This window comes from Rhodococcus sp. USK10 (genome assembly GCF_019378875.1).
GTDB lineage: Bacteria > Actinomycetota > Actinomycetes > Mycobacteriales > Mycobacteriaceae > Rhodococcus_F > Rhodococcus_F pseudokoreensis.
The window spans coordinates 1854986-1870634 of the sequence record NZ_CP076048.1 but is presented as its reverse complement, the minus strand read 5'-3'; the positions used below and the strand labels follow the sequence as shown (position 1 = coordinate 1870634).

Annotated in this window: 16 protein-coding genes; 12 read left to right on the top strand and 4 right to left on the bottom strand. The window is 68.9% G+C overall.

Going from position 1 to position 15649, the window contains the following annotated elements; all coding sequences use genetic code 11:
- Positions 1 to 5 precede the first annotated feature (5 nt).
- On the top strand, positions 6 to 1547 hold the full coding sequence (locus tag I1A62_RS15675) for an APC family permease (RefSeq protein WP_219459086.1): 1542 nt from the start codon (positions 6 to 8) through the stop codon (positions 1545 to 1547).
- Positions 1548 to 1632: 85 nt separating this feature from the next.
- Positions 1633 to 2559: a LysR family transcriptional regulator gene (locus tag I1A62_RS15670; protein WP_124389756.1), complete on the top strand. Its 927-nt coding sequence runs from the start codon at positions 1633 to 1635 to the stop codon at positions 2557 to 2559.
- On the opposite strand, the gene I1A62_RS15665 is transcribed toward I1A62_RS15670, so the two are convergent.
- Entirely contained in the window at positions 2556 to 3761 is a 1206-nt protein-coding gene (locus I1A62_RS15665; RefSeq protein WP_219459085.1) for an enhanced intracellular survival protein Eis, read from the bottom strand. The two genes, I1A62_RS15670 and I1A62_RS15665, sit on opposite strands and share 4 nt — an antisense overlap.
- Before the next feature lie 120 nt (positions 3762 to 3881).
- Here I1A62_RS15665 and I1A62_RS15660 point away from each other — a divergent pair, with 120 nt between their 5' ends.
- Complete coding sequence (locus I1A62_RS15660) at positions 3882 to 4559, top strand: hypothetical protein (RefSeq protein WP_219459084.1); 678 nt, start codon at positions 3882 to 3884, stop codon at positions 4557 to 4559.
- Here the strand turns inward: I1A62_RS15660 and I1A62_RS15655 are convergent.
- Complete coding sequence (locus I1A62_RS15655; protein WP_124389753.1) at positions 4517 to 5425, bottom strand: dienelactone hydrolase family protein; 909 nt, start codon at positions 5423 to 5425, stop codon at positions 4517 to 4519. The two genes, I1A62_RS15660 and I1A62_RS15655, sit on opposite strands and share 43 nt — an antisense overlap.
- A gap of 192 nt (positions 5426 to 5617) precedes the next feature.
- Here I1A62_RS15655 and I1A62_RS15650 point away from each other — a divergent pair, with 192 nt between their 5' ends.
- The 6 genes from I1A62_RS15650 to I1A62_RS15625 are packed head-to-tail and all read left to right on the top strand — an operon-like array spanning position 5618 to position 11355.
- Positions 5618 to 6238 (top strand): flavin reductase family protein, encoded by a 621-nt coding sequence (locus tag I1A62_RS15650; RefSeq protein ID WP_124389752.1) that lies wholly within the window; start codon positions 5618 to 5620, stop codon positions 6236 to 6238.
- On the top strand, positions 6235 to 7695 hold the full coding sequence (locus I1A62_RS15645) for a 4-hydroxyphenylacetate 3-hydroxylase family protein (RefSeq protein ID WP_219459083.1): 1461 nt from the start codon (positions 6235 to 6237) through the stop codon (positions 7693 to 7695). The genes I1A62_RS15650 and I1A62_RS15645 overlap by 4 nt, the downstream gene beginning before the upstream one ends.
- Positions 7692 to 8105 (top strand): RidA family protein, encoded by a 414-nt coding sequence (locus tag I1A62_RS15640; RefSeq protein WP_219459082.1) that lies wholly within the window; start codon positions 7692 to 7694, stop codon positions 8103 to 8105. The genes I1A62_RS15645 and I1A62_RS15640 overlap by 4 nt, the downstream gene beginning before the upstream one ends.
- Positions 8102 to 8773: a DUF1028 domain-containing protein gene (locus I1A62_RS15635; protein WP_219459081.1), complete on the top strand. Its 672-nt coding sequence runs from the start codon at positions 8102 to 8104 to the stop codon at positions 8771 to 8773. Before I1A62_RS15640 ends, I1A62_RS15635 begins: the two co-directional genes overlap by 4 nt.
- Positions 8770 to 9918: a M20 family metallopeptidase gene (locus tag I1A62_RS15630; protein ID WP_219459080.1), complete on the top strand. Its 1149-nt coding sequence runs from the start codon at positions 8770 to 8772 to the stop codon at positions 9916 to 9918. Before I1A62_RS15635 ends, I1A62_RS15630 begins: the two co-directional genes overlap by 4 nt.
- A 36-nt stretch (positions 9919 to 9954) precedes the next feature.
- Positions 9955 to 11355: an aspartate ammonia-lyase gene (locus I1A62_RS15625; RefSeq protein WP_124389747.1), complete on the top strand. Its 1401-nt coding sequence runs from the start codon at positions 9955 to 9957 to the stop codon at positions 11353 to 11355.
- A 21-nt stretch (positions 11356 to 11376) separates the two neighbouring features.
- Here the strand turns inward: I1A62_RS15625 and I1A62_RS15620 are convergent, their stop codons facing one another.
- Complete coding sequence (locus tag I1A62_RS15620; protein WP_124389746.1) at positions 11377 to 11790, bottom strand: VOC family protein; 414 nt, start codon at positions 11788 to 11790, stop codon at positions 11377 to 11379.
- 156 nt (positions 11791 to 11946) lie between these two features.
- Positions 11947 to 13362 (bottom strand): cytosine permease, encoded by a 1416-nt coding sequence (locus tag I1A62_RS15615; RefSeq protein WP_219459079.1) that lies wholly within the window; start codon positions 13360 to 13362, stop codon positions 11947 to 11949.
- 215 nt (positions 13363 to 13577) lie between these two features.
- Between I1A62_RS15615 and I1A62_RS15610 the strand changes: the two genes are divergently transcribed.
- The 3 genes from I1A62_RS15610 to I1A62_RS15600 all read left to right on the top strand — a co-directional run bounded on the left by I1A62_RS15610 (position 13578) and on the right by I1A62_RS15600 (position 15631).
- Positions 13578 to 14321, top strand: coding sequence for a DUF429 domain-containing protein (locus I1A62_RS15610; protein WP_219459078.1), 744 nt, complete (start codon positions 13578 to 13580; stop codon positions 14319 to 14321).
- Between the two features lie 103 nt (positions 14322 to 14424).
- Positions 14425 to 15069, top strand: coding sequence for a DNA alkylation repair protein (locus I1A62_RS15605; protein ID WP_219461214.1), 645 nt, complete (start codon positions 14425 to 14427; stop codon positions 15067 to 15069).
- 106 nt (positions 15070 to 15175) lie between these two features.
- A complete protein-coding gene (locus I1A62_RS15600) occupies positions 15176 to 15631 on the top strand; it encodes a tellurite resistance TerB family protein (RefSeq protein ID WP_072944086.1) in 456 nt (151 codons plus the stop codon).
- Positions 15632 to 15649 lie beyond the last annotated feature (18 nt).

Genomic DNA, 15649 nt, shown 5'->3' with positions numbered 1-15649 from the left:
CATCGATGAGCGACAACACCCCCACCGCCCTGGCGGACGAACAGACACGACACCTCAAGAAGTCCCTCGGCCGTTTCGACATCGTCTTCCTCATCGTCGCGGCGGTGGTGTCGGTCGAGGTTCTCGGTCAGGTCTCCACGTTCGGCGCGGAGACCTTCACCTGGGCACTGGTTCTCGCGGTGTTCTTCCTGCTGCCGTATGGTCTGATCTTCGCCGAGATCGGCAGCACGTTCACCGGTGAGGGCGGCGTCTACGTGTGGGTGCGGCGAGCGTTCGGCCGGCCACTCGCCGCCCTCGCGTCGCTGCTGACGTGGGTGACCCAGCCCGTGTGGGTCGGCGGGTCGATGGCGTTCATAGCCGCCGAGACCTGGAACCACTACGTCACCGCATTCGAGGCAGGGTCGGTGACGGACTACCTGTTCAAGCTGGTCTTCATCTGGCTGACGGTGCTTGCGGCCGTGGTGAGTCTCGCACGGGGCAAATGGATTCCGACGGTCGGCGCGTTCCTGAAGATCGTCTTCCTGCTGTTCTTCCTCGTCACCACCGGGATCTATGCCGCGAAGAACGGTTTCGCCGGCATCTCCGCCGGAGACTTCAGCCCCACTCTCACCGGGCTCCTCGGGGTGACACCGCTACTGCTGTTCTCCTACCTCGGTTTCGAATCCGGGAACAGTGCCGCCGGGGAGATGAAGAACCCCGCCCGGGACGTCCCGATCTCCATCGCGCGCGCCTGCGGCATCGCCGCCGCGTCCTACCTGCTCCCGATCTTCGCGATCCTCCTCGTCGTGCCGGCGGACGACATCACCGGTGTCGGCGGTCTCCTCGAGGCGGTCGCGACCGTGTACAGCGTCTACGGACCCGCCGCGCCCGCCATGCTCACCGCGACCGGCGTGATCTTCGCGGTGATCCTGATGACCCAGGGTGCGGCGTGGATGATCATCAGCGACCGCATGCAGGCGATGGCCGCGGCCGACGGCGCCTTCTTCGGCGGGTTCTTCGGCCGATTCCATCCGCGCCTCGGAACGCCGGTGCGCGTCAACTTCCTGTCCGGACTCGTCGCCACCGTCTTCATGATCGCGGCGATGCAGATCACCGGGTCCGGCGGTTCCATCTTCGCGGTGGTACTGACGATCTCGATCTCGACGTTCCTGCTCAGCTACCTGATCGTCATCCCCTCCGCGGTCCGGTTGCGCACCCGGTTCCCGGACGTCGCGCGGCCTTTCCGGGTGCCCACCGGGAATGTCGGCTTCCGCGTCCTCGGCTCCCTCTGCTTCACCTGGGTGCTGCTCGGTTCCTGGGTGGCGGTGTTCCCCGGCACACTGGAATCGGTGTTCGGCCTGGACTACGACTTCACGGAGATCTGGGGCGTGAGCCAGGGGACGTTCGAACTGTTCACCCTCGGGACGCTCGCCGTGCTCGCGCTCCTCGGCGCGGTCGGCTACGTGCGGGGCGCGTCGGTCCGGTCCGCGAGCGGCCCGCGCACTGCCCGGGAGAACGGCCCCGGATCGGAGCCGGACCCCGACCTCGTGAAGGCCGACGTCCGCTGACGGTGTCGCGGCCGCCGCGGGGTCGTGGGTGGCTCCCCGGTCGGAGACCTGCGATCCTGATGGCCTCAGATCCCGAGGAGAGCGCATGCAACGACGACCCGACGTGACGTTCACCCAGCTCAGGTATTTCGTCGAGGCCGCGAACTTCTCCAGCATGACGAAGGCCGCCGACGAACTGTTGGTCGCGCAGTCGGCGGTTTCGTCGGCGATCTCCCAACTCGAGCACCAGATCGGCACCCAGCTGTTCATTCGGCAACGGTCCCGCGGACTCGTTCTCACGGCGGCGGGGGAGGAGATGCTCCGCGACACCCGCAGCGTCCTCGCGCATCTCGGGGAGGTCCTCGACGCGGCGCGCGGCCACGAGGACAACGTCCGGGGAACGGTGCGCCTGGCCTGCTTCGTCACCCTCACCCCGTTCATCCTCCCGACGCTCATCTCGGACCTGCGCGATCAGCACCCCGACCTGGAGGTGGAGGTCGTCGAGACGCAGGCGGAGGCGGTGCGGGCTGCGTTGCGGAACGGCACTGCGGAACTGGCCCTCACCTACGACCTGGCGCTGGGCGAAGACATGGAGACGGAGACGCTGGGCGTCGCCCGACCGCATGTCGTCCTGCCGCCGGACCACCGGCTGGCCGGCCACGACGCGATCGCGCTCGCCGACCTCGAGGGCGAACCGATGGTGCTGCTGGACCTGCCGAGCAGCCGCGACTACTTCCTCGCCATGCTGTCGGGTTCGGGGGTCACCCCGATGGTCCGCTACCGGTCGGCGAGCTACGAAACGGTGCGTGGTCTCGTTGCCCGCGGCCACGGGTTCTCGATCCTGAACCAGCGGCCCGCCGAGGGCCGGACGTACGACGGTGGGCGGGTCGCGACACTGCCGATCGCCGACGACGTTCCCGGCCTCCCCGTTGTCCTCGCCCGGCTCAAGGGGGTCCGGAGCACGGCACGGGCCCGGGCCGTCGCCGAGCGGGCGCGGGCCGTGTTCGCGAAACAGGCACGGACGGCGGGCTAGAACCCCCACCCCATCTGCGCGTCGCGGTCGGAGCCGAACGCGTGCTCGAACCGGTCGAGGACGTCGGCGTCGGCGGCCCACAGCCGGTTCGCGGCCGCGAACGTCCGCGCCCGGTGCGCCCCGAGATACAGGCTGCCGAGCACGTCCAGGTCGAGCACCACCTGCGGTGCGGCGTCGGTCCGCGTGCACACGGCCTTGCCGTCCCGGACGGTGAGGGCGAATGTGCCACCGGCGTCCAGGAACCCGTCGTCGACCTGGACCACGACGTCGAGGTCGCCGCGGAACGTGCGGGCCTCCAGCGCGGCGGGGACGTCCATGATCCGCACCCACAACTCGTCGTGACGCGAGGAGGTGCGCACGAGCCGGCCGTCGGTGAGCAGATAGGGCAGCGGATCCTCGGGGGTGAGGTTCGCTTCGATGCGGCGCACGAGGTCGAGGCCGAGCATCGCCCGCCACAGCGCAGCGTGGGCGTCGCCGGTGACCGTGCGGATCTCCTCCACCCGGGCGAACGATCCGTTGTCGCCGGAGGCGCGGCGGTACAGCACGTAGCCGTCGTCGTGGACCATCCCGAACAACGCTGTGCCGCCGCCCCGCTCGCTCTCGCGGTCGGCGAAGATCCGGTTCCACACGATCTCCGGCCGCACCTGCGCGCCCGGTGTCACCTGCTGCCAGCGGTGGTAGACGTCCGTGAACGCGGGCCTTGTCTCCGCGGGATGGACCATCCGCACACCGCCGGGGTCCGGTGCCTTCGGGTGCGGAACGGCGAACCGGCGGTCGACGCTCACCGTCGACTCGACGGTCGCGGGTCCGTACCCGAACCGTCCGTAGATGCCGCCCTCGCTGGCGGTGAGAATCGACAGCGGCACGCCCGACGCCCGGATCCGCGCGTGGTGTTCGGTGTACAGCGCGCGGAGGATGCCGCGCCGCCGGTGGGTGGGCGCGACCGTGACCGCGGTGACGCCCGCCGCCGCGACGCTGCCGCCGCCGGGAACGGTGACCGTCATGGGAATGTCCATCGTCGCGCCGACGATCTCGTCCCCGTCCAGCGCGATCACCGGTGGTTCGCCGCTGACGAGCTGCCTCCAGTGGGCGGTGAATTCCTCCGTCTGCGGTGTCACGAAGCAGATCTCGTTGAGCACGACGATCTTCGGCCAGTCCTGCTCGGTCGCAGTTCTGATCGTGATTCCGCCGATGCTCGTCATGGTTCGACACTGGCACACCCCGCGTGGACTCGCAGCCGAATTTCCGCGCCCGGCCTTGACCGGGCCCGGGTCTTCGGAGAGTCTGAGGACCCGGGCCGACGAGGTGAGGGGGACGTCACGATGTCGAAGGACCGCACCTCGTCCGCGCCGCGCCGGGTGCTGCGCCTGCGCCGGGAATCCTGGGGATTCGTCATCGGCTCCTTCCTGTTCGGACTCGCGGCCACGCGGGTGTACGGCGACGCGGTCGGCCCGGAACTCGACAACATCACCTACTTCGTCGGATCGTTGTTCTTCACCGCCGCCGGATTCATCCAGTTGTCGCTCAGCGGCCGACCGGTGCCCGGGGCGGAATCGCACCGGGTGGAACGCTACGACTGGTGGGCCGCACTGATCCAGTTCGTCGGCACCCTCCTGTTCAACGTGAGTACCGCGGTCGCTCTGATCCAGGGGCTCACCGTCGAACAGGACCGGGTGTGGGGGTGGCGGCCCGACCTCTTCGGGTCGACGGCGTTCCTGGTCGCCAGCGGTCTGGCGGTGGTCGCCACCACCGAAACCGACAAACTGTGGGATCCGCACGCCCGCAACTGGCGCAGCACCTGGCTGAACATGATCGGGTCGGTGGCGTTCGGGGTGTCCGCGGTCGGCGCGTACATCGTCCCGGGCACGGACGTGTTGAAGAACGCGACGGTCGCGGACCTGGGCACGTTCGTGGGTGCCGTCTGCTTCCTCGTGGCGGCGCTGCTGATGCGCCCGCCTCACCCCAGGTATTCGCCGAACCAGGCGAGGACGCGTTCGTAAGCCTCCGCCGCCGCGGTCGCGTTGTACCGGGGCCCGGTGTCGTTGAAGAACGCGTGATCGGCGCCCGGAACGGTGACGATCTCGTGCGGCAGCCCCGCCTTCGCGAGTGCCGCGGCGGCGGCGTCGCGGGAGGCGTTCACCCTCGCATCCAGCTCCGCGTAGATGGCGAGGACCGCGGCCTTCGACCCCGAGAAGTCCGCGCCCTCGGGCAGGGGTCCGTAGAAGGGGACGGCCGCGGCCAGTCGCGGTTCGCCGGCCGCGAGGAGTTGCCACACCATGCCGCCGCCGAAGCAGAACCCGACCGCCGCCGCCTTCTTGTCCGGTACCCGGCGGCCGAGTTCGTCGACCCCGGCCTTCATGTCGGCGACGAAGCGTTCCGGCGGCACGGTGGCCAGCGCGGCGGTGGCCTGCGCCTGGTCGGTGAACGTCGCCGTCCCGCCCTCCTCGGAGAGCAGGTCGACGGCGAGCGCCGAGTATCCGGCGCCCGCGAATCGGCCCGCCACCGAACGGATGTGATCGGTGAGGCCCTTGTTCTCGTGCACCACGAGTACCGTTCCACGGGGCGTGGCCGCTTCGGCCCAGGCGCCCTGCAGGACCCGCCCGTCCGGGCCTGCGAACGTCACGGACTCGGTGCTCACGGCGTCGGCCGTTCCGGGCGGCGGGGGTGTCGCTCCACCGGGTGTCGCCGGCGCCGACGTCGACGACTGCTCGTCGCTGCCGGTGGAGCACGCGGCGAGCAGGGAGGTCGCCGCGGCCACCCCGAGGCCGATGAGCCCGAGTCTGCGCAGCGCCTCCCGTCGCGTCAGCAGCCCGTCGGCATGGTCGATCGCGATCTCTTCGGCTATGTAGCGCTGCAGTGGCGTCATGATCGTCCCCGTCCGCATCGGCTGATGTAGGAATTATCGCTGGTCCGAACGCTGCGGGTCACCCGTTCCTACTGCATCGATTTTCGTTATGCAATGCTCCACTTATCTGTGTTGTACAGATTTCGCCGCGGACTTCAAGATTGGTTCCACGGCACGAACTCCTCGCTCACCGCACACAGAAAGGAGCCCGTCATGCCGATCGCCGACCCTCACTCAGCCGTCGAAACGACGGCCCGACCATCGGTGGCCCCACCGGTGCCGGACAACTCGATCGCGAACTTCGTCACGGCCATGGGCGCTGTCGCGACCGGGGTCACAGTCGTCGCGACCGACGGTCCCGGCGGGCGCGCCGCGCAGACCGTGAGCGCGATGTGTTCCGTGTCGGCCGACCCGGCGCTGGTGCTGGTCTGCCTCCACGGACGGAGCCCGGTCAACGACGCGATCTCCGAGAACGGCGTCTTCTGCGTCAATGTGCTTGCCACCCAGCATGATCACGTCGCCGACACGTTCGCGGGCCGTCCGTGGCCCGGTAAGCAGCGGTGGGACTTCACCTGCGGGCACTGGACCGTGGCAGCATCCGGTTCACCGCGCGTCCACGACGCGATCGCGTCGTTCGACTGCGCCGTCCACGAGGTCATCGACGCCGGCACCCACCGCGTCTACATCGGGCGTGTCGCCGCCGTGGAGTCGCACCCCGGGGACCCGCTCGTCTATGCGTCCCGCACCTACAGCAAGCCCGCAGCATTCGAACCTTCCACCTTTCCCGACTACCCGGACGCACACCCCGCGCCCAGGACCAGGAGCACGAAATGATCCGCACCGGTGACGAATACAGGGAGTCCATCAGAGACGGCCGTGAGGTCTGGGTCGACGGGGAATGCGTCAAGGACGTCGCCGACCACCCCATGTTCAAGCCGATCGTCGACGTCCGGGCACGTATCTACGACCTCGCGCACGACGAGGCCGCGCAGGACGCGATGACGTACGTCGACCCCGACTCCGGTGAACGCAACGCCATCGCCAACAAACTGCCCCGCACCCAGCAGGACTGGCTCGACAAGCGGGCCGCCGTCGACCTGGTGCTCGAGGACACCCGGGGTGTCGTCACCCGCGTCGGCGACGAGACCATCGGTGAGATGTGGTCGCTGTTCGACGGGCAGGATGTCCTCAACGAGGTGGACCCGCGCTTCTCGGAGAACATCCGCCGCCATCTCGAGCGGTCGGTCCGGGAGGATCCGTTCCACGTGTCGGCGAACACCGACCCCAAGGGCGACCGGTCCAGGGCCCCGCAGGACCAGGACCCCGACATGCTGCTGCACGTCGTGAAGGAGACCGACAACGGCATTGTCGTGCGCGGCGCCAAGTACGAGACCGCCGCCGCGTATTCCAACCAGGCGTTCACCAAGCCGACCATCGCGAACTGGGGCAATAGCGAACTGTCCGACTACGCTGTCGGATTCGTGCTCGACATGGGGGCGCCGGGGCTGAAGTACATCTCCCGCAACGGGTTCGCCGGCCGCGCACCGGCCGCCGACTACCCGCTCGCCAACCGGGTCGACGAGGTCGAGTCGCTCGTCGTGTTCGACAACGTCGAGATCCCCTGGGAAGACGTGCTGTTCTACCGGCACACCCGGGCCGCGACGTTCATCCGCTCCACCCTGCACCGCTACAGCGCGTTCCCGTTCGTGCAGCGCACCCTGCACCTCGCCGACCTCATGATCGGATCGGCGCTGTGGAACGTCAAGCAGAGCGGGCTCGAGAAGCAGCAGGCCGTACAGGAGAAGCTCGCCCAGCTCGCCTGCTACCGGGAGACGATCAACGCCCACCTCACCGCCGCGATCTCGCTGGCCGAGCCCAGCCCCGGCGGTCTGCTCATGCCCAACCAGTCCCTGCTCTACACCGGCCGGGTGATGGCGCTCAGCCAGCTGCCCGCGATGATGCACATCGCCCGCGAACTGTGCGGCGGCCAGATCTGCATCACCCCGGACGCCGCCACGTTCGCCGACCCGGACGTCGCGCCGTGGCTGGAGAAGTTCTACTCCATCAACGACGACTGGGTGGCCGACGACCGCCGCAAGCTCCTCGCGTTCGCCCGCGACCTGCTCAACAGCGACTACGCCGGACACCGGCTGACGTTCCAGCTCTTCGCCCAGTCGCCGCCGTTCGCGCAGCTCGCCGCCGTGTACCGCAACTTCGACTTCGACGGGCCGCTCGGCCTGGTCAAGGCCGCGGCGGGACTGTCCGACAACGTCGACGGCGGTGCGGCGTGACCACCCACACCCGCATCCGCCCGTTCAACACCCGGGAGACGTACCCGGAGCAGAACCTCGACAACGATCTCGCGCAGGCCGTCGTCGCCGGCGGCGTCGTGTACCTGCGCGGGCAGATCGGCCAGGACCTCGACACGAGGGAGTCCGTCGGAATCGGCGACGTCGAGGCCCAAGCCGAGCAGGCGATGGCGAACATCGCGATGCTGCTGAAGGAATCGGGCAGCCGACTCGAAGACGTCGTCAAGGTCACCATCTACCTGGTCGACGTCCGGTACCGGGAGACCGTCTACCGGGTGGTCGGGCGCTGGCTGAAAGGGGTGCACCCGGTGTCCACCGGCATCGTCGTCGACGCCCTGGCCCGGCCCGAATGGTTCGTCGAGATCGACGCGACGGCCGTGATCAGCTCATGACGTTCTCACTGGTCGCCCGTGATCCCGCAGGCGCGTTCGGGATGGTCGTCTGCTCCTCCAGTCCCGCCGTGGCGTCGCGCTGCCTGCATGTGCGGTCCGGCGTCGGTGTCGTCGCCTCTCAGAACGTCACCAATCCGCAGCTGGGACCGATCGGGCTCGACGCGCTCGCGTCGGGTGAGAACGCGGAGACCGCGCTGAAATCGGCACTCGCGCAGGAGAAGTTTCCGGAGTACCGGCAGATCGTAGTCGTGGATGCAGACGGCGGAACCGCGGTGCACTCGGGAGCGCAGACGCTGGGCATCCACAGCAGCGCGCAGGGCAGCGGCGCCGCCGTCGCAGGCAACATGCTCCGCGACGAGGGCGTCATCCGGTCGCTGCTGTTCGGCTACGTGTCGAGCACCGCCCCGACGTTCGAGGCGCGGTTGCTCGACGGTCTCACTGCCGCCGTCACCGCAGGCGGTGAGGCCGGGCCCGTGCACTCCGCGGGAATGCAGGTGGTCGAGGACGTGCCGTGGGGGGTCACCGATCTGCGCGTCGACTGGCACGACGACCCGGTCGGCGAACTGCGCCGGCTGTGGACGGTGTGGGAACCGCAGAAGCGGGACTACCGGGTGCGGGGTGTCGACCCCACGGCCGCCCCGTCCTACGGCGTCCCGGGTGACCTGTGACCGCCGGCGCCGCGATTCGTGACGGGGCCAGGCGTGCGGAAGACCGGATCCTGGCACTGTCGCACGACCTGCACGCCCACCCGGAGGTCGCGTGGGAGGAAGAACGCTCGTGCGTCCGGGTCGCCGGGGTGCTCTCGGACGCCGGTTTCACCGTGGAGCAGCAGTACGTCGGGCTGCCCACCGCGTTCCGCGCGCACCTCGGCACCGGACCGCTGCATCTCGCGGTCTGCGCGGAATACGACGCGCTCCCCGGACTCGGGCACGCGTGCGGGCACAACGTCATCTCCGCCATCTCGGTGGGGACGGCACTGGCCCTCGCGCCGCTCGTCGACGACCTCGGCATCACCCTGTCGGTGCTCGGCACCCCCGCCGAGGAGGGCGGGGGCGGCAAGATCGACATGCTGAAACGCGGGGCGTTCGAGGGCGTCCACGCCGCCGTCATGGCTCACCCCGGGCCGGTCGACGTCGCCCGCGCGGAGCCGTACGCGGTGTCCCACAGTCACATCCGATACGACGGCAAGGCCGCGCACGCCGCGGCCTATCCGGAGCGCGGCGTCAATGCGGCCGATGCGTTCACCGTCGCGCAGGTCGCCATCGGGCTGCTCCGGCAACAGCTTCCGGCGAGCACCCGCGTCCACGGGATGATGACCCGCGGGGGAGAAGCGCCCAACGCCATTCCCCAGCGCACCGAGGGCCGCTGGTACGTGCGCGCCGAGACCCTGGACGAACTGGCCCGCATAGAACCCCGGGTCGCCCGCTGCTTCGAGGCCGGCGCCGTCGCCACCGGCTGCGAACTGACCATCGCCCCGGAGAGCGAACCGTACTCGGAGTTCCGCACCGACGAAGCGCTGCTCGCGTCGTACGTCCGGAACGCGGAGGGACTGGGCCGGGTGTTCCGCACGGGCGCCGACTCGCTGATGAACCGCGCGTCCACCGACATGGGCAACGTCTCGCAGGTGCTTCCCGCGATCCACCCCTACATCGGCATCGACTCGGCGCCCGCCGTCAACCATCAGCCCGAGTTCGCCGCGGCCAGCGCCGCACCCGCCGCCGACCGAGCCGCCGTCGACGGCGCCCTCGCGCTGGCCCTGACCCTGTACGACGCGGCGACCGACCCCGGTCTCCGCATCCACCTGCTCGCCTAGCCACCCCGCTCGCCTAGCCACCTCGAAGGAAACCCGATGTCCCGCATCGCCCAGCCCGTCCGCACACGCGTCGAACACGACCTGCTGGGGGAGCGGGACGTCCCGCTCGACGCCCACTACGGCATCCACACCCTGCGGGCGCTGGAGAACTTCACCATCACCGGCACCCCGATCGGCCGCTACCCGGAGTTGGTGGCGGCCCTGGCGTGCGTCAAGCAGTCGGCCGCGGTCGCGAATCGGCGCCTCGGGTTGCTCGACGAGCGCCGCGCGGACGCCGTCGTCGCCGCCTGCGAGCAGATCCGCGGCGGCGCGCTGCACGACCAGTTCGTCGTCGACGTGATCCAGGGCGGGGCCGGAACGTCGACCAACATGAACGCCAACGAGGTGATCGCCAACCGCGGTCTCGAACTGCTCGGGCACCGGCCCGGCGACTACATGTTCCTGCATCCCCTCGAACACGTGAACCTGAGCCAGAGCACCAACGACGTATACCCCACCGCCCTGAAGGTGGCGCTGCAGTTCGCGATTCGCCGACTCCGTGTCGCGATGGACGGACTCGCGGAAGCGTTCTCCGCGAAGGCCGCCGAGTTCACCGACCACCTGAAGATGGGACGCACCCAGCTCCAGGACGCCGTCCCCATGACCCTCGGCCAGGAGTTCGGGGCGTTCGCGGTGATGGTCCGGGAAGACGCCGAACGGCTCGAGGAAGCCGCGCTGCTCGTCACCGAGATCAACCTCGGCGGCACCGCCATCGGCACCGGAATCAACGCCCACCCCGACTACGCCCGGCTCGTGTGCGAGGAACTACGCGCCGTCACCGGACTGCCGCTCGCGACCGCAACGGACCTCGTCGAGGCCACCCAGGACGTCGGGTCCTTCGTCCAGCTGTCGGGGGTGCTCAAACGCACCGCCGTGAAGCTGTCGAAGACGTGCAACGACCTGCGGCTGCTGTCGTCGGGACCCCGCGTCGGACTCGGCGAGATCAATCTCCCTGCGGTGCAGGCCGGGTCGTCCATCATGCCGGGCAAGGTCAACCCCGTCATCCCGGAGGTCGTCAACCAGGTGGCGTTCGAGGTCATCGGCAACGACGTCACCATCACCCTCGCCGCGGAAGGCGGCCAGTTGCAGCTGAACGCGTTCGAGCCGATCATCGCGCACAGCCTGTTCGCGTCGCTCAGCCACCTGACCGCGGCCTGCGAGGCCCTGTCGACCCGCTGCGTCGTCGGGATCACCGCCAACGTCGCGCACATGCGCGCCGGGGTGGAACGGTCGATCGGGCTGGTCACGGCGCTCAGCCCCCACATCGGCTACGAGGCGGCGACCCGGCTGGCTGCGGACGCCCTCGACTCGGACCGCAGCGTCACCGAACTGGTCCTCGAGCGCGGCCTCCTCAGCACGGAGGAGCTGGAAGGGATTATGCGGCTCCGCCGCCCGTGAGTACTTATCAACCGCCCGACGTTAAGAAGTACTCACGGGTGCCGGAGGCGCAAAGAACTCCAGCGCAATGTTGTCCGGGTCGCGGAACGAGATTCCGGACCCGTAGTGCGCCGTCTTGATGCCCCCGTGCGCGATGCCGAGTGCGTCGAGCCGCTCCACCCACCCGGGCAGTGCGTCGGGGGAACACTGGAACGCGATGTGGTCGAGCCCGACCTGCCGTTCGTCGAACCTGGCGGGGGCGCCGCTGTCGGGATGGGTGTGCAGTCCGAAGAGCATGCCCCCGTCGAGCGCGAACACCGTGTGGTGGAACGTCCCCGATTCCTCGTCCTCGTCCAGGACGGGTGCCGAACCGAACAATGTTGTGTACCAGGCGGTGCTGGCCGCCAGGTCGGACACGGTGATCGCGACGTGGGTGAGGCCCGGGAAACTGGACATCTGCGACTACTCTCTGCTCCGGTGAACGCGGGTGTGCCTCGACCCTAACGAGCCGCCGCCGTCCCGCGGTGGACAACGGCGAAACCCTGCCCGATCGGCCGGCACACGCAGACCGCCCGATCCTGTAACAGGATCGGGCGGTCTGCCGTTCGTGGTCTAGAGCCGTGCGGGCTCACGCGTACCGGGGGCGTACGCGCCGACGGAGCGGCCGGGACCGCGACGCGCCAGCAGCAGGTAGAGGGGCCCGGTCACCACCAGCCCGGCCACCCAGGACAGGTCGGCGCCGCCGAGGAACGCCGACACCGGCCCCGTGTAGAGGGACGTGGCCATGAACGGAATCTGGACGATGATGCCGAGCAGGTACGCGGTGATGGCCGTCCAGTTGAACCGGCCGTAGATGCCGCCGTCGAAACGGAAGATCGAGTCGAGGTCGTAGACGCCCTTGTGGATGATGTAGAAGTCGATGAGGTTGATCGCCGTCCACGGCACCAGGACCACCAGGAGCACGACCACCAGATCGACGAAGTGCGAGACGAAGTCGGCCGACAGCGCGATGGCGACGACGGACGCCGCGACGAGGATGATCGTCGAGAGGATCACCCGGGCGCGGGCGGTCGGAATCCAGCGCGCGCGGAACGTCTGGATCGACGTGATGATGGCGAGGACGGCGCCGTAGAGGTTCAGCGCGTTGTGGCTGATCACGCTGAGCAGGAACAGCACCAGCATGACGCTGCCGAGGCTTCCGGTCGTGGCCTTGACGCCGTCCATCGTGCCCAAGCCGACGGGTGCGGCGAGGGTGACGACCGCGCCGAACGCGAACGCGAGGAACGAGCCGAGGGTGCAGCCGAGGTACGTCGCCCAGAATGTCGACGGCACGCCCACGGTTTTGGGCAGGTACCGCGAGTAGTCGGAGACGTAGGGCGCGAACGCGATCTGCCAGAGCGCGCCGAGCGACACGGTGGCCAGCCACCCGGCGAAGTTGAAGTCGCCGCGCGTGAGGAAGTCCGACGGCAGGTCGCCGGTGAGGATGGCGAAGAACCCCACGAGGATCCCGATTCCGAGAACCCAGGTGCCGATGCGGTTGAGGATGTGGATCAACCGGTAGCCGATGATGCAGATGACGGCGGAGCCGAGAGCGCCGGCCACGATCCCGACGTCGACGGGGATGCCGTCGACGATCCCGTGCATCGACTGGCCGGCCAGGACGATGTTCGACGAGAAGAAACCGAGGTACATGACGGCGGCGATCACCACGATGATGAGCGCGCCGAAGGTGCCGAACTGTCCGCGGCTCTGGATCATCTGGGGGATCCCCATCTGGGGTCCCTGCGCCGAATGCAGCGCCATCAGCGCGCCGCCGGCGAGGTGCCCGACGACGAACGCGACGAGACTCCACCACAGCGAGAGTCCGAACAGGCTGGGCCCGAGTGCGCCGGTCACGATCGGGAGCGGCGCGAGGTTGCCGCCGAACCACAACGTGAACAGATCACGGACCTTGCCGTGGCGATCGGATTCCGGGACGAACCCGATGGTGTGCTTCTCCAGCATCGGGGCGGCGTGGGTGTCGGGCATCAATCCTCCGAACGGTGCGCATGTGCGCCCTGTGGTCGAGTAGTGCAGACCACAATGGTCGGAGGGGTTGAATCTGTACAGAACAACTAACTGATGCGTTGCATCACTTCTGCAGATTCAGCAGGTCGGAGCGGAAACCGCCGCGAGCGGTAACCCGAATGTAACCGTAACGCCAGGTCAGCACCGATTCCCGGGCCGCGGTCTAGCCTGGTCCGGTGCGCACCGTGGGAGTCGACCTGGCGGCCGAGCCGAAGAAGACGGCCCTGGCCGTCGTCGACTGGTCCGACGGCGTGGCCCGCGTCGAGTCCATCCGGCTGGGAGTCGGCAACGATGCGATCACCGAGGCCGTCCTGGCGTGCGACAGGACCGGTATCGACGCACCGTTCGGCTGGCCCGACGCGTTCGTCCGGATGGTGTCCGAGCACCACGCCGGCCGACTGCCCGCGACCGGCGGTCTCGCGAACCGCGAGGGACGTCGTCCGCTGACCAAGCGGCGCACCGATCTCGTGGTGCAGGCCGCGACGGGGATAGCGCCGCTCAGCGTGTCGGCGGACCTCATCGCCCACGTCGCCTTGCGCTGCGCCGGCATCCTCGCCGAACTCGGCGACCTGGGCGTCGACGTCGGACGCGTCGACGGCCGGGTGGTGGAGGCGTATCCGGCGGCGGCGCTGCGCACCTGGGGGCTGGTGTCCCGCGGATACAAGAGCGTGCAGAACCGGGTGACGCTGGGGGAGTTGGTCGACGCGTTCCTCGCGGCCGCGCACTGGATGGAACTCGGTGCATTCCAGACGATCTGCCGTGAATCGGACGACGCGCTCGACGCCGTGCTGGCCGCCGTCATCGCGCGGGCCGCGGCCCTCGGCTGCACGGAACTACCCGAGGGCGGCGACCGCGACGTCGCCGAGCGGGAGGGGTGGATTCACGTGCCGACGGCGGGGCTGCAGTCGCTGCGGCCCTAGACGGTCAGGGGCCCGACGTAAGCTGGGCGCGATATCGGGCGGAGAAGTAGAGGAGATCGGTGTGGCGACTCGTGCGGTACCGCAGGCCAGCGTCGGCGACGTGATGGCGGAACTGGCGGCCCTGGAAGATCCGAAGATCCGCGCCGTGAACGAGCGCCACGGCGACGACCACGGGGTCAACCTCACCAAGCTGCGCGCGGTCGCCAAGAGCCTCAAGACTCAGCACGACCTCGCCGGCGAGCTGTGGGTGACGGGCGACACCGCGGCCCGTCTCGTCGCGATCCTGATCTGCCGCCCCAAGGCGTTCAGCGCGTCCGAGTTGGACGCCATGCTCCGCGACGCCCGCGTCCCCAAGGTGCACGGCTGGCTCGTCAGCTACGTCGTGAAGAAGAGCCCGCACGTCGAGGAACTGCGCGTCGCGTGGTTCGCCGACTCCGACCCGGTCGTCGCGAGCGCCGGGTGGGCGCTGACCAGCGACCGCGTGGCGAAGGACTCCGGCGACCTCGATCTGCCCGAACTCCTCGACCTGATCGAGGCCAACATGAAGGACGCGCCGGACCGCCTGCAGTGGGCCATGAACGAATGCCTCGCCAACATCGGCATCCATCACCCCGATCTTCGTGCCCGCGCGATCGGCATCGGCGAACGCCTCGAAGTTCTGAAGGACTACCCGACCCCGCCCAATTGCACGTCCCCGTACGCGCCGATCTGGATCAGCGAGATCGTTCGCCGCCAGACGCAGAGCTAGCCGCGCGCGACTGCGCTGGTAGACCGACCGCGGCGACGTCCGCGCGCGAAACCTGGCAAATTGGACACCACACGCACCGTGCGTGGGTACGTGAAGAAGGAGTCCAATGGCTTTCTGGGATCAGCTGAAGGCAAAGGCGTTCGAGATGAACGGCCAGCTCAAGACCAAGACGGCGCAGTTCCAGAACAAGGAGTTCGCCAACGCCTCGATGGCCATGTGCGCCCTCATCGCCGCGGCGGACGGGACCATCGACCCGTCCGAGCGGCAGAAGACTGCGGGGCTGATCACCAGCAACGAGGCGCTCAGTGTGTTCCCGTCGGACGAGCTGAGCCAGAAGTTCGACTGGTACTGCAGCAAGCTGCAGTCCGATTTCGAGTTCGGCAAGATCGAGGCCACGGCCACCATCGCGAAGCTGAAGACCAAGCAGGACCAGGCTCGGGCCGTCATCCAGATCGGCATCGTCATCGGCGGCGCCGACGGCAACTTTGACCAGAACGAGCGAAACGTGGTGCGGGACGCCTGTTTCGCGGTCGGTATCGCGCCGGCCGAGTTCGAACTCTGAGGTGAGCGGTGACGCGCC